The organism is Oerskovia paurometabola, assembly GCF_016907365.1.
Classification (GTDB): domain Bacteria; phylum Actinomycetota; class Actinomycetes; order Actinomycetales; family Cellulomonadaceae; genus Oerskovia; species Oerskovia paurometabola.
Map to the genome: position 1 here is coordinate 1459040 of NZ_JAFBBV010000001.1, position 25654 is coordinate 1484693.

At 72.4% G+C, this 25654-nt stretch carries 19 protein-coding genes; 7 read left to right on the top strand and 12 right to left on the bottom strand.

Features of this window, described 5'->3' with window-relative positions:
- Position 1: 1 nt before the first annotated feature.
- From JOD48_RS06515 to JOD48_RS06525, 3 genes are all read right to left on the bottom strand, one after another.
- A complete protein-coding gene (locus JOD48_RS06515; RefSeq protein WP_191789383.1) occupies positions 2–994 on the bottom strand; it encodes a TetR/AcrR family transcriptional regulator in 993 nt (330 codons plus the stop codon).
- 81 nt (positions 995–1075) lie between these two features.
- The gene (locus JOD48_RS06520; protein ID WP_239527340.1) at positions 1076–1921 is read right to left on the bottom strand and encodes an ABC transporter permease; all 846 of its coding nucleotides are present in this window, start codon (positions 1919–1921) and stop codon (positions 1076–1078) included.
- Entirely contained in the window at positions 1918–2925 is a 1008-nt protein-coding gene (locus tag JOD48_RS06525; protein WP_204808147.1) for an ATP-binding cassette domain-containing protein, read from the bottom strand. Before JOD48_RS06525 ends, JOD48_RS06520 begins: the two co-directional genes overlap by 4 nt.
- Before the next feature lie 127 nt (positions 2926–3052).
- On the opposite strand from JOD48_RS06525, the gene JOD48_RS06530 reads away from it, so the two are divergent.
- Entirely contained in the window at positions 3053–3802 is a 750-nt protein-coding gene (locus JOD48_RS06530; protein WP_204808148.1) for a class I SAM-dependent methyltransferase, read from the top strand.
- 106 nt (positions 3803–3908) lie between these two features.
- Here JOD48_RS06530 and JOD48_RS06535 read toward each other — a convergent pair whose 3' ends face one another.
- The 5 genes from JOD48_RS06535 to JOD48_RS06555 form a co-directional block, all read right to left on the bottom strand.
- A complete protein-coding gene (locus JOD48_RS06535) occupies positions 3909–5450 on the bottom strand; it encodes an aminopeptidase P family protein (RefSeq protein WP_191789380.1) in 1542 nt (513 codons plus the stop codon).
- A gap of 174 nt (positions 5451–5624) precedes the next feature.
- On the bottom strand, positions 5625–8075 hold the full coding sequence (locus JOD48_RS06540; RefSeq protein WP_204808150.1) for an OmpL47-type beta-barrel domain-containing protein: 2451 nt from the start codon (positions 8073–8075) through the stop codon (positions 5625–5627).
- Positions 8076–8171: 96 nt separating this feature from the next.
- Positions 8172–12119 (bottom strand): ThuA domain-containing protein, encoded by a 3948-nt coding sequence (locus JOD48_RS06545; RefSeq protein WP_239527341.1) that lies wholly within the window; start codon positions 12117–12119, stop codon positions 8172–8174.
- A 201-nt stretch (positions 12120–12320) separates the two neighbouring features.
- Positions 12321–13424, bottom strand: a complete 1104-nt coding sequence (locus JOD48_RS06550) for a multicopper oxidase domain-containing protein (protein WP_204808152.1) — start codon at positions 13422–13424, stop codon at positions 12321–12323.
- Between the two features lie 666 nt (positions 13425–14090).
- A complete protein-coding gene (locus JOD48_RS06555) occupies positions 14091–14990 on the bottom strand; it encodes an alpha/beta fold hydrolase (protein WP_204808154.1) in 900 nt (299 codons plus the stop codon).
- A 244-nt stretch (positions 14991–15234) separates the two neighbouring features.
- Here JOD48_RS06555 and JOD48_RS06560 point away from each other — a divergent pair, with 244 nt between their 5' ends.
- From JOD48_RS06560 to JOD48_RS06575, 4 genes are all read left to right on the top strand, one after another.
- Positions 15235–16221, top strand: a complete 987-nt coding sequence (locus tag JOD48_RS06560) for an aldo/keto reductase (RefSeq protein ID WP_204808156.1) — start codon at positions 15235–15237, stop codon at positions 16219–16221.
- Between the two features lie 107 nt (positions 16222–16328).
- Positions 16329–17168 (top strand): PHP domain-containing protein, encoded by an 840-nt coding sequence (locus JOD48_RS06565; protein ID WP_191789374.1) that lies wholly within the window; start codon positions 16329–16331, stop codon positions 17166–17168.
- A 19-nt stretch (positions 17169–17187) separates the two neighbouring features.
- Positions 17188–17814: a MarC family protein gene (locus tag JOD48_RS06570; protein WP_191789373.1), complete on the top strand. Its 627-nt coding sequence runs from the start codon at positions 17188–17190 to the stop codon at positions 17812–17814.
- Positions 17815–18048: 234 nt separating this feature from the next.
- The gene (locus JOD48_RS06575) at positions 18049–19830 is read left to right on the top strand and encodes a beta-N-acetylhexosaminidase (protein WP_204808158.1); all 1782 of its coding nucleotides are present in this window, start codon (positions 18049–18051) and stop codon (positions 19828–19830) included.
- 12 nt (positions 19831–19842) lie between these two features.
- Here JOD48_RS06575 and JOD48_RS06580 read toward each other — a convergent pair whose 3' ends face one another.
- Positions 19843–20325, bottom strand: coding sequence for a VOC family protein (locus JOD48_RS06580; RefSeq protein WP_204808160.1), 483 nt, complete (start codon positions 20323–20325; stop codon positions 19843–19845).
- A gap of 117 nt (positions 20326–20442) precedes the next feature.
- Positions 20443–22161, bottom strand: a complete 1719-nt coding sequence (locus JOD48_RS06585; RefSeq protein WP_191789370.1) for a DEAD/DEAH box helicase — start codon at positions 22159–22161, stop codon at positions 20443–20445.
- A gap of 421 nt (positions 22162–22582) precedes the next feature.
- Between JOD48_RS06585 and JOD48_RS06590 the strand changes: the two genes are divergently transcribed.
- Positions 22583–23320: a ferritin-like fold-containing protein gene (locus JOD48_RS06590; protein ID WP_204808162.1), complete on the top strand. Its 738-nt coding sequence runs from the start codon at positions 22583–22585 to the stop codon at positions 23318–23320.
- A gap of 131 nt (positions 23321–23451) precedes the next feature.
- On the opposite strand, the gene JOD48_RS06595 is transcribed toward JOD48_RS06590, so the two are convergent.
- Positions 23452–23676 (bottom strand): DUF3107 domain-containing protein, encoded by a 225-nt coding sequence (locus JOD48_RS06595; RefSeq protein WP_030150741.1) that lies wholly within the window; start codon positions 23674–23676, stop codon positions 23452–23454.
- Between the two features lie 136 nt (positions 23677–23812).
- Positions 23813–24469 (bottom strand): TetR/AcrR family transcriptional regulator, encoded by a 657-nt coding sequence (locus JOD48_RS06600; protein WP_204808164.1) that lies wholly within the window; start codon positions 24467–24469, stop codon positions 23813–23815.
- Positions 24470–24718: 249 nt separating this feature from the next.
- On the opposite strand from JOD48_RS06600, the gene JOD48_RS06605 reads away from it, so the two are divergent.
- The gene (locus JOD48_RS06605) at positions 24719–25603 is read left to right on the top strand and encodes a DUF3152 domain-containing protein (RefSeq protein WP_204808167.1); all 885 of its coding nucleotides are present in this window, start codon (positions 24719–24721) and stop codon (positions 25601–25603) included.
- The last annotated feature ends 51 nt before the right edge of the window (positions 25604–25654 follow it).

Sequence of the window (25654 nt, forward strand, 5' to 3'; positions counted from 1 at the left end):
GTCAACGCGCCACCCGCTCGGCAGCGGCCTTCGCCGCGTCGCGCTCGCGCTTGCGCGCCTCCTTGAGCCGCTTCTCGGCCTCTCGGACCGCCTTCTCCGCCTCGCGGCGCGCCTTGGACGCCTCCTTGACCTGGGGGTCGCGCGCGTAGGCCTCGGCTGCAGCGCGCTCCTGCGACGAGGGGAGGGGCGAGTCCGCGCGCTCGGCGGGCGAGCGGTCGATGTAGACCCCGATCCCGTCGAGCACGCGCTCGAGGCCGAACACGACGTCGTCGACCCCGTCGTCCTCGCTCAGGTACGCCCCCGACGCCACGACGGGGTGCAGGAACGGGAAGCGCTCGGGCGTCACGAGCTCGGAGAAGACCTCGGCGTACGCGGCGCCGGTCACGTCCCGGCCGCCAGGTGTCTGCCGGGCGCCGCGCAGCTCGCGCTGGATCCGGGCCGCGCTCTGCGCGTAGCTCGTGACGAGCATGATCATCGCGAGCTTGTCCTCGTCCGTGAGCGAGGTCCCGTGCATCGCGCGCAGGCCCAGGTCCACGAAGCGCAGGTTGTTGGGCGTGAGCGGCACGCCCTGGACCGCGACGTCGAGGAACCACGGGTGGGCCTCGTAGACCGCGAGCGTCGCGAGCGCGAACTCGCGCAGGCCGCGCCGCCACGTGGGCTCGTCGCCGTCGGGGATGCGCCCCTCCATGACCGCGTCGACCTCGGCCCGGGCGCCCGAGGGGAGATCGATGTCGATCGCCTGCTCCTGCATGAGGAGCAGCAGGTCGTCCTTGCTCGTGACGTAGCGGTACAGCGACATGGTCGTGTACCCCAGGGCCGTCGCGAGCTTGCTCATCGAGAGCGCCCCGAGCCCCTCGGCGTCGGCGATCTCGATGGCCTGCTCGACGATCCGTTCGATGCTCAGCTCGCGGCGCGGGCCGCGCTGCGGGTTCTCGGCCACGCCCCACGCCAGGGCGATGGCGTGGGGCAGGCCGGGATCGGTGGTGTCCGTCATGGGTACATCATCGCGGGTCCGGTCGGGGACGTGTCGGGACGGGCCGCGGCGACCGTGTCGCTCGTCCGCTCAGGTCCGCGCTCAGTGCGCCGTCCGGCGGCGGTACAGGACCGAGGCCAGGGCGCACGAGACCGCGAACATCCCGACGAGCCACGCGATCGCGGGCACGAGGCTCCCCGCGGCCGAGGTGCCCGAGAGCAGCGCGCGCAACGTCTCGATGATGGGCGTGAACGGCTGGTGCATCGCGAAGCCGTGCAACCACGTGGGCATGGTCTCGACCTGGACGAAACCGCTCGACAGGTACGGCACGAACAGGAAGAACATGTTGAAGCTCGCTGCGGCGTCCACGCTCAGGACCAGGCCCGCGAGGCAGCTCAGCCAGGTGAACGCCAGGACCATGAGCGCGAGGTAGCCCGCGACACCCACCCAGCCGCCCAGGTCCGCGCCGGGGGTGAAGCCGAGCGCGACCGCGACGAGCAGGACGAGGGTCGCCGAGACGAGGTTGCGGACCGTGCTGGCCAGCACGTGGGCCCACAGGACCGACGGGCCGAAGATCGGCAGGGTCTTGAACCGGTTGGTCGTGCCGCTCGTCATGTCCTGCGCGACCGAGAGGGCGGCCGTCGCCGAGCCGAAGCCCAGGCACAGGACCAGGATCCCGGGCACGACGTAGTCGACGTAGCTGCCGTCGTCCTCGATCGCGCCGCCGAACACGACGACGAACACGAGCATGATCAGGACAGGCAGCATGAGGGCCGTGACCAGGCCGTCGACGCTGCGCAGCGTGCGGCGCAGCTCGCGGCCGGTCATGGCCGAGACGTCGCGCAGCGCGGCCGCGGGGGAGTGCCGGGTGCTGCGGGCGGTGCTCGCCGCCCGGCGGCCGGGGGTGGGGCGCGTGGCCCGTGCGGTCTCTGGGGCGGTGGTGCTCATCGGGTGCCTGCCTTCGTCGGTGCGGGTGCCTGCTGGTCGGCCGGGCCGGGGGCTGCGGACGGGCTCGCGGCCCGCGACGCCCGCGATCCCGTGAGAGCGAGGAAGACGTCGTCGAGCGAGGGCTTGACCACGCTGACGCCCGTCACGGGGATGCCGCGCTCGTCGGCCAGCGCGAGGACGTCACGGACGGTGCGGAGGGGGTCGGTCGTGGGCACCATGGCCGCGAGGTCCTTGGGGTCGGTCCCGGAGATCTCGAGCCCGAGGTCCTGGATGGCCGCGAGGGCGCGCGTGTCCTCGACGTCGACCCGCACGTGCTGGCCCGGGACGAGGGCCTTGAGCTCGCTCGCGGTGCCGCGGGCCACGATCCGCCCGCCGTCGAGGACCGCGATGGTGTCGGCGAGGCGGTCGGCCTCCTCGAGGTACTGGGTCGTGAGGAGGACCGTGATGCCGTCGGCGGCGAGCTCGCGGACCACGTCCCACAGCTCGGTGCGGGACTGCGGGTCGAGGCCGGTGGTCGGCTCGTCGAGGACCAGGACCTGAGGGTCCGCGACGAGGCTGATCGCCAGGTCGAGGCGGCGGCGCATGCCGCCCGAGTAGGTCTCGACGCGGCGCCGTGCGGCGTCGGTCAGGTCGAAGCGGTCGAGCAGCTCGGCCGTGCGGGCCGCCACGACGGCGCGGGGCAGGTCTGCGAGCGTGGCCATCATCGCGAGGTTCTCCTCGCCCGTCTGGAACCCGTCGACCGAGGCGTACTGGCCGGTCAGCGCGATGACCTCGCGGACCCTCGCGGCCTGGCGGACGACGTCGTGCCCCGCGATGCTCGCGGTCCCTGCGTCCGGTCGGACGAGGGTCGTGAGGATGTTGACGGCGGTGGTCTTGCCCGCGCCGTTGGGTCCGAGCAGCGCGTAGATCTCGCCGCGCCGGACGGTCAGGTCCACGCCCTGCAGGACGGCGTGGGATCCGTAGGCCTTGGTGAGGCCCCGGACGTCGATCATGGGGTCGGGCATCGCTACCTCCGTGTGCGTCGCAGACTGTGTGTACTCCCTACACTGTGTAGACCATACGCACTGTGTGTGGCGTACACAAGAGGGGAAATCTCGTGACCGCCCACGAGGCGCCCGTTAGCGTGGCCGCATGCACACCGACACGCACCAGGCCGAGTTCCGTGAGGCCCGCCTCGTCGAGGTCTACGACGCCCAGAACACCTGGGGTCCGGACGACGACTACTTCCTCGCCCGCGCGACCGAGGGCCCGGGCCCGCGCGTGCTCGACCTCGGGTGCGGCACAGGACGGCTGACCGTGGCGCTGGCGGCCGCGGGGCACCGCGTGACGGGCATCGACCCCGCCGGCGCGTCGCTCGACGCGGCCGGGCGCCGACCCGGTGCCGACGCCGTGACCTGGATCCACGGGACGTCCCCCGACGCGCCCGCAGGCGCGTTCGACGTCGCCCTCATGACGAGCCACGTCGCCCAGTTCTTCGTCGCCGACGACGAGTGGGCGGGCGTCCTCGCGGACGTCCGCGCGGCCCTCGTCCCCGGCGGGATCCTCGTGTTCGACACCCGCGACCCTCGCGACCGTGCGTGGGAGACGTGGCACACGCCCGACGAGCGCGACCCGGTCGTCCTGAGCGACGGGCGCGTCGTCCAGACCTGGTGCGAGATCACGGGTGAGCGCGACGGCGTCGTCGACTTCACGCTCGGCTACGAGATGCCCGAGGGGGACGAGCTCCTGAGCACCGCGACGCTCCGGTTCCGCCCCGAGGGCGAGGTGCGCCGAAGCGTCGAGGCGGCGGGGTTCGCCGTCGAGCAGGTCTTCGGCGGGTGGGCGTGCGAACCCGTGGGAGAAGGCGCGGGCGAGCTGCTCGTCGTGGCGCGCGCCGTCTGACACCGGCTCGACGAAGGCGGCGGCCCCGAGAACATCTCGGGACCGCCGCCTTCGTCGTGCTGCGGTCGTGCTGGTGCGTCGTCGGTCGGGCCGCGACGCGTCGTGCTCAGTCGCGCAACGACGCCATCCAGGCCTCGATGTCCTCGGGGCGGCGGGGGAGCGCTGCCGAGAGGTTCTCGTTGCCGTCGTGCGTGATCAGGACGTCGTCCTCGATACGGACGCCGATCCCGCGGTACTCCTCGGGGACCGTGAGGTCGTCGCTCTTGAAGTACAGGCCGGGCTCGATCGTGAAGACCATGCCGGGCTCCAGGACGCCGTCGACGTACAGGTCGCGGCGCGCCTGCGCGCAGTCGTGGACGTCGAGGCCCAGGTGGTGGCTCGTGCCGTGCACCATCCAGCGGCGGTGGAACTGGCCCTCGGGCGCGAGGGACTCCTCGGCCGTCGCGGGCAGCAGGCCCCACTCGGCGAGCCGCTCGGCGATGACCTCCATCGCGGCGGCGTGGATGTCGCGGAAGCGGGCCCCCGGGACGGCGACCGCGAAGGCCGCGTCGGCGGCGTCGAGCACCGCGGTGTAGATGCGGCGCTGGACGTCGGTGTAGGTGCCGTCGACGGGCAGGGTGCGCGTGACGTCGGCCGTGTAGAGCGAGTCGACCTCGACGCCCGCGTCGAGCAGCACGAGCTCGCCCGCGCGGACCTGGCCGTCGTTGCGGATCCAGTGCAGCGTCGTGGCGTGCTCGCCCGCGGCCGCGATGGTCTCGTACCCGACCGTGTTGCCCTCGAGGCGGGCGTGCGCGTCGAACGTCGTCTCGATGACGCGCTCGCCGCGGCGGTGCTCGGTCGCGCGGGCAAGGTTGCGCACGACCTCGGCGAAGCCCTCGATCGTCGCGTCGACCGCCTCGCGCATGTGCGCGATCTCGAGCGTGTCCTTGACGAGGCGCAGCTCCGAGGCGGCCTCGACGAGCGTGGCGTCCGCCGCGGCGTCGTCGGTCTGGCCGTTCTCGAGGCGGATGGCCTCGACCAAGGCCTCGATGTTCTCGTCGGCCCCGGTGACGACCAGCAGGACGACGTGCTCGCCCACGTCCTTGGCGAGCGCGTCGCGCAGCTCGTCGATGTGCGCGGCCTCGATGCCCGTCACGGTGGTGACGTCGTCGAGGCTCGGGCGGGCGCCGACCCAGAACTCGCCGTAGCGCGAGTCGGCGTAGAACTCCTGGGTGTCGCGCGCCGCGAGGGGGCGCACGTACAGGACGGCGTGGTGGTTCGAGCCGTCGTCGCCCGTGCCGGGCTCGACCGGGTGCAGGACGAGGACCGCGTCGGGCTCCTGGTCGGTGCCGAAGCCCGTGAGGTGCGCGAACGCCGAGTGCGGGCGGAACCGGTAGTCGGTGTCGTTCGAACGGACCTTGAGCGGCCCGGCGGGGATCACGAGGCGCGCGCCGGGGAAGCCCGCCGAGAGCTCGGCGCGGCGGGCCGCGGTGTACGGCGCGGCGACGCCGGCCTCGACGTCGCTGCTCGCGCGCGGCGCCCAGCCGCTCGTGATGAACGCCTTGAAGGCCTCGGAGTCGGGCCGGTGCGACCGGTTGTCGTTCCGGGCGGCGATCTCCTGCTCGGACTCCGCGGCCGGCGCGCTGACAGGGGTGGTGTCGTTGCTCATGGGTACCAGTCTCCCATCGGTGCCGGGGAAGGGGCGTGCGGCCCGACGGCGGCGCTCGGCCTCGGGCGCCGGGCCCGCCCCGGCCGGGGAGCAGGGAGCGCAGGACAGGTGGTCTCGGACGACTCCGAGACCACCTGTCCGGTCACCTCCGGTCCCCGACGGGCATCTGCCTCGTCAGCGCCCGATGTCCGACAGCTCGGCCGCTGCCACGATCCGCCTCCGCTCGACCGGTCGGATGACGCCGTCGTCGACGAGGTCCCGTGTCACCTGCTTGACGTGCTGCAGGAACGTCCGGTGGTTCGGGTAGTCGGCGCCCTCGGCGACGAGGTCGTTGATCGTGCAGCCGTCCCCGGTGTCCACGTTGGTGACGGTGCTGTCGTTGCCGTCGATGACGACCGTCGGGCGCACGTCGGAGCCGGGGCACCGGTCACGCCCCTGCACGACGATCGTGAAGATCACCGACCTGGCCTTCGAGACGTTCCCCGCCGCGTCGGTCGCGCGGTAGGAGACGGTGTGGTTCCCGTCCGAGGCGATGACGACGGGCGCCGCGTAGCGCTGCCAGACCCCGCCGTCGACCTGGAGCTCGGTCCGGTCCACGCCCGAGCCCTCGTCGGTCGCGACGAGGGTGACCGTCGCCGTGCCGAGGAAGGCCCCGCGCAGGTCCCGGCTCCCGCTGAGGGTCGCCGTCACCTCGGGGGCGACGGTGTCGTCGGGCACGGTCGACGCCACGACGAGCGTGATGCTCTTCGCAGCCGACGTGTTGCCCGCGACGTCGCTCGCCCGGAAGGCGACGGTGTGCTGCCCCGGCGTCGACACCGCGACCTGCGACGCGTACCGGTACCAGGTCCCTCCGTCGACCTGGTACTCGATCGTGGCGACACCCGAGTCCTCGTCGGTCGCGGCGAGACGGACCAGCGCGCGGCCCACGTACTCGCCGGCGCTGTTCTTCGCGCCGTAGACGTCGGCGCTGACCACCGGAGCGACCGTGTCACCGGGCTGCGCCCCCACGACCGTGAAGGTCACGGACGCGACCTCGGACACGTTGCCCGCCTCGTCCGTGGCGCGGTGGACGAGCGTGTGCTCGCCCGGCCCGGTGACGACGACCGGACCTGTGTACGGGGCCCAGCCTGCGCCGTCGAGGTCGTACTCGACGGACGCGACGCCCGATCCCTCGTCGGTCGCGGTGAGGGTCACGGCCGCGGACCCGACGTACGCGCCCGTCCCGTCCTGCTCGCCGCCGACCTCGGCCACGACGGCCGGGGCGGTCGTGTCCTGGCCGCCACCGTCCTCGGCGACGGTGAACGTCGTGACGCCGTCTTCGGACACGTTGCCCGCCGTGTCGGTCGCACGGAACGCGACCTGGTGCTCGCCCGGCCCGGTGACGACGACCGGACCCGTGTACGGGGCCCAGCCCGCGCCGTCGAGGTCGTACTCGACGGACGCGACGCCCGAGGCGTCGTCCGTCGCCGTGAGGGCGACGGTAGCGGACCCGACGAACGCACCCGCGTCGTCCTGCTCGCCCGTGACCTCCGCGGTCACGGTCGGGGCGGTCGTGTCCTGCTCGCCGTCGCCCGCGACGACCGTGAACGTCGTCTTGCCGACCTCGGAGACGTTGCCCGCCGCGTCGGTCGCGCGGTAGGAGACGGTGTGCTCGCCCGGCTCGGTGATCGCGACCGGCGTGGTGTAGGGCATCCAGTGCCCCCCGTGCGCGTCGACCTCGATCGAGGAGACGCCTGACCCTTCGTCCTGGGCCGCGACGGTCACCGTCGCGGAGCCGACGTACGCCCCGGCGGCGTCCTGCCGGCCCGTGACCTCGGCGGTCACGGTCGGCGCGACCGTGTCCTCCTCACCGCCCCGTTCCACGACCGTGAACGTCGCCGTCTGCGGGGCCGAGGTGTTGCCCGCCTCGTCCGTCGCGCGGAACTGGAGGGAGTGCTCGCCGACCGTGCCGACGACGAACGGAGCGTCGTAGGCACGCCAGCCCGCGCCGTCGAGGTCGTACTCGACCCCGGCGACGCCCGAGCCGTCGTCGGTCGCAGCGAGCGTGACGGTGGCGCCGCCGAGGTACGCGCCGTCGCCGTCGCGCTCGCCCGTCACCTCGGCAGCGACCGACGGCGCGGTCGTGTCGTCGCCGCCCCCGCCCCCGTCAGTCACGACGAGCTCGCCCCACATCTCGCCGTGGCCGGGGATCGCGCAGAAGTAGCGGTAGGTGCCCGGGGTCAGGACGACCTCGGCCACGTGCTTGCCGCCGCTCGCGTCGAACGGGCTCGCCAGGATGTCGAGCGTGACGTCGTGGTTGTAGCCGGGAGTCGACGTGTCGAAGGTCAGCGTGTGGCTCATGCCGAACGTGCTGCCGGTCGCGATGCTGTTCTCGAACACGATCGTCGCCTTGCCGGCGGTGGCCGTCGCCGGGAAGGCCTTGTAGTCGGTGACGCTGTTGTCGCCGGTCCAGGTCAGCACCTGCTCGGCCGCGACCGTCGTCGCGGTCGTCGCGGACGACAGGCTCGTGGTGGGTGGGACGGCCGTCGCCGGGGCGACGGAGACGACCGTGGCAGCGGTGAGGCCGGCGACCACGGCGGCCATGAGCCGTCGTGCGCCGCGCGCTCGTGAACTTCTTCGTTCCATGGGTGTGCACTCCTCGTCGATGTGCAGAGCTGTTGGTGGGGTCGTGCGACGGTCGGCGGGGGCGGCGTGCGCCGCCCCCGCCGACCGGGCCGGGTGTTACAGGTCCGCCACCCGGATGTCACGGAACTCGATGAGGTCCGCGTTCCCGTGGTTCTGCAGCCCGATGAACCCGCGGTCGAACTGACGCAGGTCCGTCGGCGGGTCGCCCGCACGCGAGGACTCCTGGCCCGGCGTGTTCTCGAACTCGTTGATGACCACGTCGTTGCGGATGATCGTGTACTTCTGCCCGACCACCCGGATCTCGTACTCGTTCCACTCGCCCTTCGGGGTGAGCCCGGCGTCGTCACGACCGACGGGGTCGAAGTTGTAGACCGAGCCCGTCTTCTGCGGCTCGCCCGTCGGGCCGTCGTAGATCTGGATCTCGTGACCGCACGAGATCGCCACCCACGCCGGGGACTGTCCCTCGGCGCACTCGGCGTCGCCGGGTGCCGTCGGGTCGGGGAACCGCGTGAAGACGCCGCTGTTCGCGAACGCGGCCCCCTGCGAGACGTCGCGGAAGAGCAGCTTGACCGAGAAGTCCCCGAGCTCCTCCGCCTCGTACCAGAGCATCCCCAGACCCCCGGACGATCGCAGCGACCCGTCGGCCCGCAGGTCGAACTTCCCACCGGGCAGCTGGACCCAGTCGAACAGCGACTTCTCGGTGCCGTCGAAGATCGTCCGGTACCCGCCGGGCTCCACGCCGATCTGCGAGCGCGCCGCGGCGTTGACCAGGTCCCGGCGCTCCGCGCCCTTGATGCGGCCGTCGTCGACCAGACCCTTCGCCACGGCCTTGACGTGCTGCAGGAACTGGTTGTGGTTCTTCCACTCCTTCTCGTCCTGGAACAGGTCGTTGATCGTGCAGCCGCCCAGGTCGGCGTTCGCCACCCCCGAGTCGACCTCCCCGAAGAACACCGTCTCGCGGTCGTCCGGGATCGTGCAGGTGCTGGTCGCGTCGGCCGTGGCCGTGGCGGTGGTGCCGTCGGCGTAGGTGACCGTGAGCGTCGCCTCGTGCGAGCCGACCCGTGCGTAGGTGTGCCGCGGGTTCGCCTCGCGCGAGGTGGTGCCGTCGCCGAACTCCCAGTGGTAGGACACGCCACCGGAGCGCTCGCCGGAGAAGGCGACCGTGAGCGGGTCACCCTGGACGCTCGTCCCCGACGCGGTCACGGCCGGGGTGGGAGCCCCACCCTGATAGGTGACGCGCACGAGCTTCTGGTTCGGGTCGAGGCTGAAGAAGCCACCGGCGTAGTCGAGCAGGTACAGCGCGCCGTCGGGACCGAACTTCGCGTCCATCCAGCTCTGTACCAGCTCGTCGCCGCGACCGCCCGGGATGATGTGGCGCAGGTCCTCCATGAACGCCGGGGCCCCCTGCTCGCCCACGGTCTCCGGGTCGACCGTCACCGCGGTGCGGTTGTTCGGGTTGGACTGGTCACCGAGCAACCACTTGCCCTCCCAGTACGAGGGCCACGCGACGTCGCTCTTCGGGTCGACCTGCGAGGTCCGGTAGGTCGGGCCGGACATGACGGCCTGACCACCGCCCCGCAGCCACGGGATCGTGTAGGTCGCCTCGTCGTCGACGTAGGTCGGGATACCGTCCTCGCCCTCCGGGAAGACCGGCCCGCCGCCGCTCGGGGAGTACCAGATCATGTTGTCGCGTGCCGGCGGGATGTCCACGAGGCCGGTGTTGCGCGGCGACGTGTTCTTGAGGTTGTCGCAGTCGTACCAGCCCGCGAGCACGCTCGCGTCCTCGTTGCTCCGGTCGCGGTACGGCTGACCGTTCCCCATGCAGTAGGGCCAGCCCTGGTTGCCGGCGGACGTGATGATCGTCGCCGTCTCGTACTTCGCGGGGCCGAGCTCGGGGTCGGGCAGGGTCGCGTCCGGTCCGACCCAGGCGGCCGTCAGCCAGTCGGTGTCGGGGTCGATCTGCAGGCGCGAGATGTTGCGCACGCCCATGACGTAGATCTCCGGCCTGGTCTTGTCCGCCGGGTACTCGCCCGCGGGGAAGAGGTTGCCCTCGGGGACTGTGTAGGTGCCGTCGTCCTCGGGGTGGATCCGCAGGATCTTGCCGTTGAGGTCGTTCGTGCTGCCCGACGTGCGGCGCGCGTCCTGGAAGCTGATGCCCCCGAACTCCTGGGTCCAGTTGTTCCCGGAGTAGCCGCCCGAGCCCCCGGACGAGTTGCTGTCGCCCGAGCCGACGTAGAGGTTGCCCGCGTCGTCGAACGCCATGCCACCGCCCGCATGGCAGCAGCTGTGGATCTGCGTGTCCCACTCGAGCAGGTCGACACGGGTGTTCTGGTCGATGCTCGGGCCCTTGGGGTCGTAGGTGAACCGCGAGACGGTGCGCTGACCGACCCGGCTCTCACGGTCGATCGACTCGTGCGGCATCCAGTAGACGTAGATCCACCTGTTCTGGGCGAAGTCCGGGTCGGGGACGATGCCGAGCAGGCCCTCCTCGTTCTTCACGAGCTCGCTGCCGCTGCCCCGGTTGCCCATGACGTCGAGCGTCGTGAGGAGGCTCACGGCGCCGGTGTCGGGGTCCCACTCGTGGATCGTGCCGCAGCCGAGGCCCACGTCGGGGTTCTCCCAGCTCACGACCGGTCCGGTCGGGCACGCCCCGCGCCCGACGTAGAAGACCGTGCCGTCAGGGGCGATCGTCAGGCCGTGCGGCTCGCCGACCTGGTCGAGCGTGCCGGCCGTGTTCGGGGCCGTGATGCGCTCGACGCGGTAGTTCGAGGCGATCGTCGCCTGGCAGTCGCCCCGCACGACGCCGGTCGTCCACTGCAGCGCACCGAGCAGGTGCTCGCGGAAGGATGCGTCGGTCCAGCTCCCCGCGGTGCCGCCCATGCCGGTGAAGAACGACCGGCCGCCGTCGTAGTCGCGGCACCAGGACACGGGTTCGAACGGAGACGTCGTCGGTCCTGCGCCCGGTCCGGGCTCGAGCTGTGCGAGCGTGTGCACCTGGCCGGCGGGGTTGTCGGACCAGCCCAGCCACTTGTCCTCGCGGTCCCACGTGAGAGGCAGGGAAGCCGTGGCGGGGTGCTGGCGGTCGACGAGGTCGACCGTGCGCTGCTCGACGGGGAGCTCGGGTTCGGGCTGCTCGACGGCGTCGGGCCCGAAGAGCGAGATCTCCGCCAGCTGGGTGGAGCTCTCGCCCCGGTTCTGCGTGATCCTCAGGCGGTACCAGCCATAGGCGGTGTCGCTCTCGACGTCGAAGTCCCGACCCTGGAAGCGCTGCGGGAAGTCCTCGTCGTTCCGCGCGTCGACGTCCTGCCACGTCTGCCCGTCGGTGGAGCCCTGCAGCGTCCACGACCTCGGGTCACGACCGTCGAAGTCGTTGGCCGACGTCAGCGTGTAGCGCGCCAGGGCGACCGGCTCGTCGAGCCGCAGCGTGATCGTCGCCGCGGTCTCGAACGCCAGCCACTTGGTGCCGGGGTCGCCGTCGACCAGGTTCCCGACGTCCTCGTTCGGCGGGTTGTCGGCGCTCGCGGTGACCTCGGCGATGTCCTCGGGGTCGGGCTGTGCGCCGGCGATGCGCGTACCGACGAGTCCCGTGAACCACTGCGAGGCCTCGTGGGCGCGCGCCGCGTCGCGCACGCCGAGGAAGCCACCGCCGGCGTTGACGTAGTCCTTGAGTGCCGCCTCCTGAGCAGCGCTGAACTCGGTGCCCTCGGCGGACAGGAAGACCACCCCGCGGTACTCACCGAGCGCGGCCTGGCTGAACACGGCGGGGTCGGACGACGCGACGACCTCGAACCCGTGCTCGGCGCCGAGCTGGGTGAAGGCTTGGGTGGCCTCGACGACCGGGTCGTCCTGCACGTCCGGGGCTCCGTGGAACACGAGGACACGGACAGGGGCCGTCCCGGCGGGGGCCGCCTGGGCAGGAGCCGCCTGCACGGGGGAGGCCTGGACCGTCGACGCCGGAACCCCGGTGGTGGGATCCACCTGGGCGGAGGCGGGGACCATGGTCGCACCAGCGACGAGCGCGAGGCTCGTGAGCCCGACGGCCATGGTTCGCAGGGCTCGCGGCCGGGATCGGCCTCTTGTGGTGGGGGATGTTGCTCGTCTCGAAAGCACTCTCCAACTCCTTCGTCATCGGTGCGGTGCGCCCGGGGACCCGGGCGCCGAGCGGTGGTGGTTCGGGGGAGAAGCGGCGGGCCGGTAGCAGGTGGACAGCGCTTCTGGTCAGCCGGGCTGCTGGGTCGCCGGACCTCAGTGACCGGCGTGACCCGCCGGACCTGCGGGAGCTGCGGGGTCTGCGGGAGCTGCGGGGTCCGCGGGGTCCGCTGGCGCGCTCGGGGCGCTCATGTGCCCCCCGTGCCCCCGGAAACGGTCGATCGACTCCTGCGCGCCCGGCGGCATGCTGCCGTCCGCGTTGCGGACCAGGAAGATCCCGGCCATCCCGCCGTCGGCATGGAACTGCACGTGGCAGTGGTACATCCAGGCTCCCGGACCGACCCCCAGCCCGGCGACGACCTGGAAGCCGAACGAGTCACCGGGGTTGAGGTCGCGGTTGTCGACCACCTGGCTCGGGTCGTCCCTGCCCTGGAGCAGCCCGGTCCGGCTGTTGGCCCAGCGGTGCGCATGCAGGTGGAACGTGTGGAAGGTGTTGCCGTGGCCGATGCAGATGAACTCGACCCGCTCACCGTGCTTCGCCTCGAACATCGGGGTGTCGGGGGCGGCCAGGTTGTTGATGAGCATGTCGTTGAAGACCACCGTGAACTGCTTCTGGGGAAGCACGTCTCCCACCCGGCGGACGACGAGCGCACCGTAGAGCCCTGCGGCCACGCCGGGCGTCCCGTGCTCTCCCCACGCATGGTCGTGGTAGTGCCAGTAGCCCGCGCTCCCGGGCATCCAGATGCCGCGGTCCCGGGCCATGGGCACGGTCGACCAGACGTAGGTGCGTGTCTCGCCGGGTTCGTTGAACGAGTCGTTGAACGGGCTCCCGTCACTGTTCACGTCGTAGTTGACGCCGTGCGGGTGGATGGACAGGCGCTGGTCGGTCGTGTTCACGAGCGTGATCTCGAGCGTCTCGCCCTCCCACATCTCGAGGACCGGACCGGGGACGGTCGCCGCGCCCGGTGCGAGCCCGTAGCCGACCAGGCCGTCCGCGATGCGTTCGGCGTACATCGTGATCCGCCGCACGGTCGCGCTCGGCGTGGCTGTGGCCGCGGCTGCCGGAGCGGCGGCGACGGCGCCGCCCGGGCCGAGCACGTACGCGGCGACGGGCGCCGCTGCGAGCACGCCTGCTCCGAGGAGCAGCGATCGCCTGGACAGGGGGTTCGCGGGCAGGAGCTCGGTCGTCGGGTCGCTCATGGATGTCCTTCCGGACGCGGACGGCGAGCCCGTGCGGCGCGACGGCGCGCCGCGGCGCGTCACGCCACGTCTCTCGGTCGACGGACCCCGGGGCAGCGGCCCCGGAGCGGGGTGTCGGTCCCGCGTGCGCGACAGGCCGCGCTCGCCGGACGTCAGCGACAGGGGCGCACACCGATCGATCGGTGGGAACCCGTGTCACGGGGCGAGGTCGGTGGCCACGGGTGGCCGAGCCGGTGCACGCGACGATGCGTGCGCGCCGACCGTCGGTCCGGGTCTCCGACCTGCCCCGAGCAGGAGATCCGGGTCCCCCGGTGATTTCCAGGAGCAACTGTCAATCATCAGAACGCACGGTTCGGGCTATGTCAACAGATAGACGAAAGTTCTGTCGTCAACACACAAAAGGTGCTCTTCAAGTGGCAGACTTCAAATTGTGTAGCGACAATACGCGCGTGCTGGGCGTCATTGTCCGGCCGGTCGGGGGCGCTCCGCCCTCCGGTCGCCACGACGCGTGGCCCCCTGCCCGACGGCGCCGGCCCACCCGAGCGCGAGGCTCACCGAGGGGCCGGCGCGGCACGACACGCGCTCCGCAGCCGAGTCTGCTGCCCGGGCCCCTCCGAGCCGAGCCCGCTGCCCGGGACCGTCGAACGGGGCCGCTGCCCGGAAGCGTCAGGCCGCGGCGAGCTCGCCGCGACGGACAGGGGACCAGCGGCTCGTGAGATCGCCGAGCGCTCGGGTCAGCGCGGCGTTGAAGGCGTCGGGGGCGTCCAGGTTCACGTCGTGGCCGGCCCGCGGCACGACCACGAGCGCGGTGCCCGGGGCCGTGTCGAGGTAGCGCTTCTCGTCGAGACGCAGGTGGTCCCGCTGCCCGTTGATGAGCCACACCGGAACCTTCGCGGCGCGCAGGTCCGCGCGCGAGGAGCGGCCCGCGAGCTCGTGCAGCACGTCGGTCACGACCTGCCACGCGGGCCGGCCGGGGAGCTGCGGGTCCGCGAACGACCCGGCACCCGTGAGCTGTGCCGAGGCTCGCACGCCGCCGGGCAGCGAGCGTCCGGCGCGCAGCACGTCCTGCACACGCCCCAGGGCACGGCGGGTCGCGCTGCCCGCGGTGTCCACGAGGGCCGCGGCCTCGCGGAACAGGGCGACGGGCTTGCCGCGCGGGTCGGCGCTGCACGCGCACGCCACGACGCCGGCCAGCCGCTCGGGGTGGCTCGCCGCGTACGCGAGCGACGTGTAGCCGCCGAGCGACATGCCCACCACGACGACCGGGACGTCGTCGGGGAAGGACGCGACGGCGTCGTCCAGGATCTCGAAGGCCCGCTCGAGCGTGAACCGCTCGCCGCTCCGCTCGCCGTGCCCCGGCAGGTCGACCGCGACCGCGAGGTGGCCCGCGTCGCGCACGTGGGCGAGCTGACGGCCCCAGATCGTGTTCGACGTGCGCACCCCGTGCACGAACACGACGGCGGCAGGGGAACCCGCCGCTGACGCCTGCGCGAGGCTCGGGAGGAGGTCGATCGACGGGGCGGACGGGACGGCGGTGGCCCGGAGGGCGGGCTGGCTCTTACGCATCTCTTCGGATGCTGCCAGGGGCACCTGGGAGCACTGCGAAAGCCCGGCGGGTCTCGCGTGAACGTCCTGTGCGGGACTCGGGGACGGTCGGCCACCGAGGGGTGCCCTGACGAGAGAGGTACCGCTGGGCCCTGCCCGCGGCGGCGCGGCGGACGTAGCGTCGGCTGTGGGACGTCGACGAAGCGGCGCGCGTGAGGCGCCGCCCGTCGCAACCGCGACCGGCACGACATCACAGGAGGCGCACATGGAGACACGGACGCTCGGACGAGGGCTCGAGGTCTCGGCCCTCGGGCTGGGATGCATGGGCATGAGCCAGAGCTACGGACCCAACCCGGGAGACCGCGCCGAGATGATCGCGGTGCTGCGCGGGGCGGTCGAGCGCGGTGTCACGTTCTTCGACACCGCCGAGGTGTACGGCCCGTACGTCAACGAGGAGCTCGTGGGCGAGGCACTCGAACCGCTGCGTGACCAGGTGGTCCTCGCGACGAAGTTCGGCTTCGACATCCGCGACGGGAGGTCGGTCGGTGTGGACAGCCGCCCCGAGCAGATCCGTCGCGTCGCCGACGCGTCGCTCCGGCGGCTGCGTACCGACCGGATCGACCTGTTCTACCAGCACCGCGTCGACCCGGAGGTGCCCATCGAGGAGGTCGCGGGCACGGTGGCCGAGCTCGTCGCCGAGGGCAAGGTAGCCCACTTCGGACTCTCCGAGGCCGGCGCCGGCACCATCCGCCGCGCCCACGCCGTCCATCCCGTGACCGCGCTGCAGAGCGAGTACTCGCTGTGGACCCGGGAGATCGAGCACGAGATCCTGCCGGCCCTCGACGAGCTCGGCATCTCGCTCGTGCCGTTCAGCCCGCTCGGCAAGGGCTTCCTCACGGGCACCGTGAACGCCTCGACCGAGTTCACCCCGGGGGACGTCCGCACCCTCATCCCGCGCTTCACCGAGGAGAACCGGGCCGCGAACCAGGCGCTCGTCGACCTCGTCACCGAGGTCGCGGCAGTCCACCGGGCGACGCCCGCCCAGGTCGCCCTCGCCTGGCTGCTCGCCCAGCGCCCGGACCTCGTCCCGATCCCGGGCACCCGGAGGCTGTCCCGCATCGAGGAGAACCTCGGTGCGACCACGCTCGACCTCTCCGCGGCCGACCTCTCGTCCCTCGGGGAGGCGGCGGCCCGCCTCGGCGTCGCCGGTGCCCGCTACAACGAGGCCATGCAGAAGATGACCGGCCTCTGACCTGTGGCGCCCTCTCGCCCCGCCCGGGCGAGAGGGCGCGTGCCGTGAGCGGCGCCGTCGGGCCTGCCTCGGCGGGCCGCGACGCGCACCCTCACTATCCTGAGACGGTGCGCATCGACCTCCACACCCACTCCACGGCGTCCGACGGGACCGATGCTCCGGCCCACGTCGTGGCGGACGCAGCCGCCGCAGGGCTCGACGTCGTCGCCCTGACCGACCACGACACGACCGCCGGCTGGGCCGACGCCGCCGAGTCCGCCCAGCAGCACGGCATCGCCCTGGTGCGCGGCGCGGAGATCTCGGCCCGCGCGGGACACGTCTCCGTGCACCTCCTGAGCTACCTGCACGACCCCACCCACCCCGACCTGCTGGCCGAGACCGAGCGGACGCGCGAGGACCGCGTCTCGCGCGCCCGGCGCATGGTCGAGCGGATCGGCGAGGACTACCCGCTCACGTGGGAAGATGTCCTGTCGCAGACGCAGGAGGGGACCACGATCGGGCGGCCGCACATCGCGGACGCCCTGGTGGCCACGGGCCACGTCAGCGACCGCTCGGCGGCATTCGCCACGATCCTGCACCCCGGCACCGGCTACTACGTGCCGCACTACGCACCCGACGTCCTGGACGCCGTGCGCGCGGTGCGCGCGGCGGGCGGCGTGCCCGTCTTCGCCCACCCGGGCGCCGACGGACGAGGACGCGTGGTGCCGGACGTGGTCATCGAGCAGATGGCCGACGCAGGACTGCTGGGGCTCGAGGTGCACCACCGCGACCACAGCACACAGCAGGTTGCCCGCCTCGAGGACATCGCCCACACCCTGGGCCTCCTCGTGACGGGTTCGAGCGACTACCACGGGGCCGGCAAACCGAACCGGCTCGGCGAGAACACGACAGCACCACGAGTGCTGGAGACGATCGAGGAGCTAGGCACGTTGGACGTGATCCGATGACGGCGCGGGCGGTGGTGTCGTGAACGACATCATGGACCTGCGCCTCTTCACCGAGGTGTTCATCACGCTGTTCGTGATCATGGACCCTCCCGGGACGGTCCCCATCTTCCTGGGACTGACCAGCGCCATGGGCGCCAAGCAACGCAACCAGGCCGCCCGGACGGCGATCCTCGTCGCGTTCGGCGTGATCGTGTCGTTCGCGGTCTTCGGCCAGCAGATCCTCAACTACATGGGCATCTCGCTCCCGGCGCTCAAGGCGTCCGGCGGCCTCCTGCTCCTGCTGGTCGCGATGGAGCTGCTGACGGGCAAGATGGAGGAGCCGACGCCGTCGGGCAACAAGGGCGTCAACGTCGCCCTGGTCCCGCTCGGCACGCCGCTCCTGGCCGGGCCCGGTGCGATCGTCGCAACCATGGTCTTCGTCCAGCGTGCCGACGGGTCCGCCGCGGACTGGGTGGCGATCGCGGCCGGCGTCGTCGCCGTGCACCTCACGCTGTTCCTGGCGATGCGCTTCGCGAACGTCATCCACCGCGTCCTGGGCGACTCGGGCACGATCCTCGTGACCCGCATCGCGGGCCTGCTCCTCGCGGCGATCGCGGTGCAGCTCGTCGCGGACGCCGTCACGGCGTTCGTGCAGATGGCGAACTAGCCGCCTCTCGTCGGCACGCCCGCGAGACCACCCGGTCTCGCGGGCGTCGTGCTGTCGGGCGGCGGGGCCGGCTCCAGCAGCGGTACGGCCTGCCGGACATCATGGGACCGATCCCACCGGATTCGTTACCTCATCGAGACGGCTGACCCACGTGGCCGCGCCCCTGGTCGCCCCTAGGGTGGTCGCCAGGAGACGGCGTGGCCGTCCCCGGTCGTGAGTGACGAAGGAGTGCTGATGAACTCGCCAGGTCGCCGTCGACCCGCCGCCCTGGCCGCAGGGTTCCTCTCCACGATCCTCACCGCGACGCTGCTCACGGCCTGCACGGCCGAGGAGAGCACTGTCCCGTCGCTCGGCCTGGGGCTCGTCCCCGTGCCCACCGACGTGAGCCTCGACGGGGGCGAGGGATTCGTCCTCACCGCGGACTCGACGATCGCCCTGGTCACCCCTGAGTACCTGGCCCCTGACGTCCACCACGTCGGGGAGGAGCTCGCCGAGTACCTCGGGACGGCGACGGGCTTCGACCTGCCGCTCGGCCCGGCTGTCGATGGGGCGGCGGGCGAGATCCGGCTCGAGCTCGTCCCGGACACCGAGGTCGCCTGGGACCGGGACGGCCTGCTCGACGACCCGGCGGTCGAGGCGTACGAGCTCACGGTCGACGACGACCAGATCGTCCTGACGGCGGCCGCGCCCCCCGGCCTGTTCCGCGGTGTCCAGACGCTGCGCCAGCTCTTCCCGCCGGAGATCGAGTCGACCACCGTCCAGGACGCCCCCGCAGGCGGCTGGACCGCCCCGGCCGTCACGATCACCGACGAGCCCCGCTTCGCCTACCGTGGCGCGATGCTCGACGTGGCCCGCCGCTTCTACCCGGTCGAGTCCGTCAAGCGCTTCATCGACCACGCCTCGACCTACAAGCTCAACGCTCTGCATCTGCACCTCACGGACGACCAGGGGTGGCGCATCGCCGTCGACGCCCTGCCCGAGCTCACCGAGATCGGCTCCACGACGCAGGAGTGGTGGGAGCCGGGCAGCGGAGAGGGTGAACGCTGGTACTACACCGCCGAGGAGTACGCGGAGATCGTCGCGTACGCGGGCGAGAAGTTCGTGACGGTCATCCCGGAGATCGACGGGCCCGGCCACACGCTCGCGGCCCAGGCGTCGCTCGGCTCGCTGACGTGCGACGGCGTCCCCACGGCGCAGTACTGGGGCCCCGAGGTCAACAACCCCGTGGTCTGCTCGAGCGAGGAGAACATGGGCAACGTCCGGGCGTTCCTCCAGACCGTCCTCGCGTCCGTCGCGGGGCAGAACCCCGGACCGTACCTGCACCTGGGCGGCGACGAGGCCCCCAGCCCGCCCGGCTGGTACGAGAACTACGCCGAGGCCGCGAACGAGATCGCGACCGGCCACGGCAAGACCGTGATCGGCTGGCACCAGTGGGGTGCTGCCGAGGCGCTGCCGCCGGGCACGCTCGTCCAGTACTGGGGCGTGGGGGAGCGGCTGCGCCCGGTCATCGGCGGGGAGGCGACGAACGCCGACCTGGTCGACGTGCAGGACGCCCTCGACCTGGGCGCGCGGCTCATCATGTCCCCGGCGGACCGGACCTACCTCGACATGAAGTACGACCAGGACACCCCGTACGGCCTGGAGTGGGCCGCGCAGATCACGCTCGAGGAGGCGTACGGCTGGGACCCCGCGACCGAGCTCACCTCGCCGGACGGGAGGAGTGTCCTGGCCGACGAGTCCGACATGGCCGGTGTCGAGGTGCTGCTGTGGTCCGACCGCTCCTACCCGGACAGCCTCATGAAGACCCCCGAGAGCCTCGACGAGTTCGTGCCCGTCGACCAGTACGCCGACTTCATGCTCTTCCCGCGCCTGCCCGCGACGGCCGAGGTCGCGTGGTCCGACCAGGCCGACCGCAGCTACCCGGACTTCCGCGACCGGCTCGTCCAGGTGTCCCCACGCTGGACCGCGGCGGGCATCGGGTGGAACGAGGTCGTGGACGTCGACTGGACCCCGTGAGGCGACCGGGTCCTACCAGGCCCCGGGGTCGGGTTCCGGCGCGACGAAGGTGACCCGTCCGTCGTCGGACACCACGAGGCCCGGGTTGTGCGCGACCTCCCAGCGGAACCCGTCCGGGTCCGCGAAGTACCCCGAGTACCCACCCCACACGCGCACCTGCGCGTGCACGACGACGGAGCCTCCTGCGGCGAGCGCGCTCGCCAGGACGTCGTCCACCTCCGCGGGGGAACCGACGTTGTGCGCGAGCGCGACGGGTACGACGTGCCCCGGCGAATGCTCAGGGGAGTGGTGGGCCTCGTGGACGCCAGGACCGGCCTCTTCGAGGAGGTCGGCGCGGCGCCACAGGGAGAGCAGCAGGCCGTGGCCGACCTGGAGGAAGACGACCTCGCCCGGCACCTCGTTGACCGGCTCCCAGCCCAGGCCGTCGACGTAGAAGGCGCGCGCCCGGGCGACGTCGCGCACCCCGAGGGTGATCAGACTGACGCGAGGTTCCATGGACCCACGCTAGACCCGACCTGCGGGACGTGCTCCGACGAGGTCCCTGGACACGACGGCGGGCCGCCGCTCCGTGGAGCGACGGCCCGCCGTCAGGTCAGGCGGAGCGGTCGAGGATCACTCGGTCGGAGCCGGCGTCCCTGCCGTCCCGGCACCCGACGCGCCGCCGTGCGTGCGGCGGCGGTTGCGCTGACGACGCGGACGTGAGGGAGCGCCCTCGGCCGAGGCGCCCGCAGCCGGAGCCTCGGTGCGCGGAGCCTGAGCAGCGTCGGTGGAACCCGTGGACGAGGAGCGCTGTGCACCCTCGCCGGCGCGACCACCCTCGCGGCCGCCGGAACGCGAGCCGCTGCGCTCGCTGTCGCGGCCACCCGAACGCCCGGCGTCGCGCGAGCCCGAACGGCCCGCGTCGCGGCCTGCGTCGCGGCCGCCGCGCGACGGTGCACCGCCACGCTTGCCGGTCTCGCCCAGGTCCTCGAGCTTCTCGGCGTCCAGGCCCGCGCGGGTCTGCGCGGACTTGGGCAGGCGGCCCTTGGTGCCCTCGGGGATGTTGAGGTCCGTGTACAGGTGGGGGGACGTCGAGTACGTCTCGACGGGCTCCGGGATGTTCAGGTCCAAGGCCTTGTTGATGAGCGACCAGCGGGGCACGTCGTCCCAGTCGACGAACGTGACGGCCGTGCCCTTGTTGCCCGCGCGGCCGGTACGTCCCGTGCGGTGCAGGTAGGTCTTCTCGTCCTCGGGGCACTGGTAGTTCACGACGTGCGTGACGTCGTCGACGTCGATGCCGCGGGCTGCGACGTCGGTCGCGACGAGCACGTCGATCTTGCCCGAGCGGAACGCGCGCAGCGCCTGCTCGCGGGCGCCCTGGCCCAGGTCGCCGTGGATCGCGCCCGACGCGAAGCCGCGGTCCGCGAGCTCGTCGGCCACCTTGGCGGCCGTGCGCTTGGTGCGCGCGAACACGATCGTCAGACCGCGGCCCTCGGACTGGAGGATGCGCGCGAGGACCTCGACCTTGTCGAGCGCGTGCGCGCGGTAGACGACCTGCTTGATGTTCTTGACGGTCTGGCCGCCGTCGTCCGGGTCGTTGGCCCGGATGTGGGTGGGCTGCGTCATGTACCGGCGCGCCATCGAGACGACCGCGCCCGGCATGGTCGCCGAGAACAGCATCGTGTGGCGGGCTGCGGGCGTGCGCGAGAGGAGCTTCTCGACGTCGGGCAGGAAGCCCAGGTCGAGCATCTCGTCGGCCTCGTCGAGCACGACGCAGCGAGCGCGCGTGAGGTTGAGGTGCCCCTGGTTCATGAGGTCGATCATGCGACCCGGGGTACCGACGACGACCTCGACGCCCGCGTTGAGCGTCGCGATCTGCGGCTCGTACGCACGGCCGCCGTAGAGCTGGATGATGCGGACGCTGCGCTTGGCCGACGCGGCCTCGAGGTCGCCGGCGACCTGGACGGCGAGCTCACGCGTCGGGACGATGACGAGCGCCTGCGGCTTGCCCGGGGCGGGGAGCTGGTCGAAGCCCTCCTCGCCCGGAGCGACGACGCGGTGCAGCAGCGGCACGCCGAAGCCGAGCGTCTTGCCGGTGCCGGTCTTGGCCTGGCCGATGATGTCGTGGCCCGACATCGCGACCGGCAGCGTCATGGCCTGGATGGGGAAGGGGTGGGTGATGCCGGCGTCGGCCAGCGCCTCGACGATCTCCGGGCGGACGCCGAAGTCCGCGAAGGAGACGTCCTTGGCCTGGACGCTCGACGACAGCGTGCCCTGGACGTCGTCGGCAGGGTTCTCGACAGAGGGGAGGTCGAGCTCGGTGGGCTCGACGGGAGTTTCGGTGGTGGTCACTGGTGCCTCGTGGTTCTGATGTCTGGCGCGAGGCGCCGCACGTGCGTGATCGACCCGACGGTTCGGCGGGTCCACGATGCTCCGGGGAAGTCCCAGGCAGGTACGGTCTCTCGCGCCTAGTGGCCGGCAGCCGATCGTGGGTATTCGCCGCGAAGACGTCGTCGGGGGTCGTCGGCCGTGAGGCGCGAACCCCGGTTCCGCCCGCGCGCACCGACCGAGGTCGGCGTCGTGCAGTGTCGTTCGCAAGTCTTTCGGCACGGGGTGGGGCTCAGGGAGCACCCACCGGGGGCCGGGGATTCGGACGACCGGGCAACCGATGTACCCACCCATAGTATCGGACTGCTCCCGCTGGACCCGTCATCACCCGTGTTGTCACGTTTCATGTCGCGGCCGGCGGAGGGTGCTCGACTATTCTGGCCGGATGAGCGAGCCCCAGCACCACGACCTGTCCGACGGTACGGCCAGGCTCGCGACCGACCGCGACGTGATCGGGCTCCTGGGCCTGATCGCCTACACCGAGCTCGCGACGTTCGGACGGCTGGCGGCCGACGCGGCGAACGCGCCGACCCTCGCGCAGCGCCACCAGCTCTCGCGGCACGCGGGCAAGATGCTCGCGCGGCACGAGCGGGTCCTGGAGCGCATCGCGGACCTGGGCGGTGACCCGGAGGCCGAGATGGGAGCCTTCGACGGCATCTTCGACGACTTCGAGAGCCGCACCCCGTCGAGCACCTGGTGGGAGGGCGTCCTCAAGGGGTACGTCGGGCACGGTGTGGCCGACGACTTCTGCCGCCTCGCCGCGGACGGGCTCGACGACGAGTCGCGCGACCTGGTCCTGGAGATCCTCTCGGACGGCGTCGACTCGGAGCGCTCGGCCACCGTCATCGCCGACGCCGCTGCTGCCGACCCCGTGCTCGCGTCCCGCCTCGCGCTGTGGGGACGTCGCCTCGTGGGCGAGGCCCTGGGGCTCGTGCAGACGCTGCTCTCCGAGCGTGAGGGCCTGGGCCGGCTCCTCGCGGACGGCGCGGGACACCGCACCGAGGCGGGCACGCCCGGGGCTGCCGACGTGACGGGTACCGCCGCCGACCGGCAGGCCTGGGTGTTCTCCCAGCTCACGGCGGAGCACACGCGCCGGATGGGGCGGTTGGGCCTCGCGGCCTGAGCGGGTGGAGTTGGGCCTCGCGGCCTGAGCGGGTGGAGTTGGGCCTCGCGGCCTGAGACGACGAGAGCGGGGCCCCGGCTGTGTCAGCCGGGGCCCCGCTCTCGTGCGCTGAGCGAGTCAGCCGCGAGTCGTCAGAGCGAGCCGAAGCCCACCCGACGCTGCTCCTCGGTGCCGATCTCGACGTAGCCGATCGACGCCGTCGGGACGATGACGCGGCGCCCGCGCGAGTCGAGCAGCTCGAGGGCCGGACCGCCGGCCAGAGCGGCGGAGACGGCGGCGGCCACGGCCTCCGTGGTCTCCTCCGTCTCGATCACGAGCTCGCGGGCCAAGTTCTGCACACCGATGGTGACTTCCACGTGATTCTCCTTCGCGAGCGTCGCCTGCGGGTGATCCCGCCGGCCACTGGTCGACAACTCCTCCGATACTAACGAGATTCCCGGACGCCCCGGGCGCTCCCGCGCTGGTGGAGGCGGGTGAGGGGCCCGACCGGTGTCAGCGGTCGCGGCGCAGCATCCCGTGGACCCCGCGCCACGCGAGCGCGGGCACGAGCCGGGTGAGCTCCTCGCTCGTCACGTCGGTGCCGGCGCGCGCGGCCTCGCCCGCGGCGTTGCGCGCGATCGCGGTGCACGTGCGAGCGACGACGAGCGCCTCGTGCTCGGTGAGCGACGTCAGGCGGCCGAGGACGCGGGCGAACTCGCGGGCGTTGACCTCGTCGGGCTCGAGCACGCGGGCGCGGACGCCGGGGTCGCGCATGACGTCGGACTCGAACAGGAGACCCGCGGACGGGCCGGCGGTCCGCGCGTAGTCGACGTACGCCCGCACGATGGCCTCGATCACGGCGAGCCCGTCCACGGCGAGCGCGTCGACGTCGGTGGGGGAGGTGCCCGGTGGTGCGGACCGGAACGGTGCGAGGACGGTGCGGACCGAGTCCACGAGCGCCGCGCCCTGCTGGTCGACGAGCGCGAGGTACAGGTCGAGCTTGGACGGGAAGTGCCGGTAGAGGACGGGCTTGCTGACCCCGGCGCCGTCGGCGATGTCGTCCATCGTGATGTGGTGGTAGCCGTGGTCGGAGAACAGGCGTTCGGCGATCGTGAGCAGCTGCACACGCCGTTCGCCCTTGGGCATGCGTGCGCGGACGGAACCGGGCATTCTCTGCTTCTCTGCGACCCCCGACATGCCGCGATAGTACGGGCAGCGCAGAGGTGGTGCGGCGGGCGATGCGATCATGGACACGTGAATGCACCAGGAGCGCCCGTCGACGGTTGGAGGGGCCCTCTGGGGGATCGTCCGGTGGAGGGTGAAGACCCAGGTCAGGCGGCTTTTCCCGGCCCGACGGCGGCGCGCCCGTCGCGTGCTGCACGCGCCCGGGCGAGGCTCGGGAGCGCACGTCGGCGCGGGATGCGCCGCGGTCCGGCGGCAGCGTTCGTCGTGGCCGGTGTCCTGGGCGGGCTCGGGGCCGGCGTCCTCGGGGTGGGTTCGCTGATCCCCGGCGCCCCGACCGGTCCCGTGGCTCCTGCGGCCTCCGGTGCGACGGACCGCGCAGGGGGCGACGGCGTCGGGCAGGAGGGCGCGGCGCCCGAGGCGAGCGCCGGTTCCGCGGCGGGCGGGACCGCCAGCACGGACGGCGCGGCCGATGCGCGCTCGGAGGACCCCGCGAGCCGTTCGGTCCGCGACCCGCTCGTCGGCCTCGACGGTCCGGGGTCGCTGCCGCTGCCCCTCGAGCGGGTCGTCGAGGAGGGGTCGGGGCTGGTCGGCCGGGAGGTCGTGCCGGACCTCGGCGGAGCCTTGACGATCGTGCCCGCCGAGGTGCCGGCGCCCGGGGCGGGGACGGTCCGGCGTGTGCGTGTCGAGGTCGAGCAGGGGCTGCCCGTGGACGGCGAGACGTTCGCGGCCGCCGTGCTCGCGACGCTCAACGACCCGCGGGGCTGGAGCGCGGTGGACGGCGTGACGTTCGCGCGGACCGGGGGCGACGCGGACATCCGTGTGGTCCTGGCGAGCCCTGCGACGACCGACCGGCTGTGTGCGCCGCTCCAGACCGAGGGGGCGTACTCGTGCGGTGTGACCGGCGCCGCGATCCTCAACTTCTCGCGCTGGGTGAACGGCGCGACCGACTTCGGGCAGGACCTGCCGCTGTACCGGCAGTACCTGGTGAACCACGAGGTCGGGCACGTGCTGGGGCACCGGCACGTGAGCTGCCCCGCGCCGGGGGCGCTCGCGCCCGTCATGGTCCAGCAGTCGATGTCGACCGAGGGGTGCCTGCCGAACGGGTGGCCGACGCTCTAGCGGCGTTCGCGACCCTGGTCGCCGGGGCGGCCTGGCGATGTGGGTGCCTCG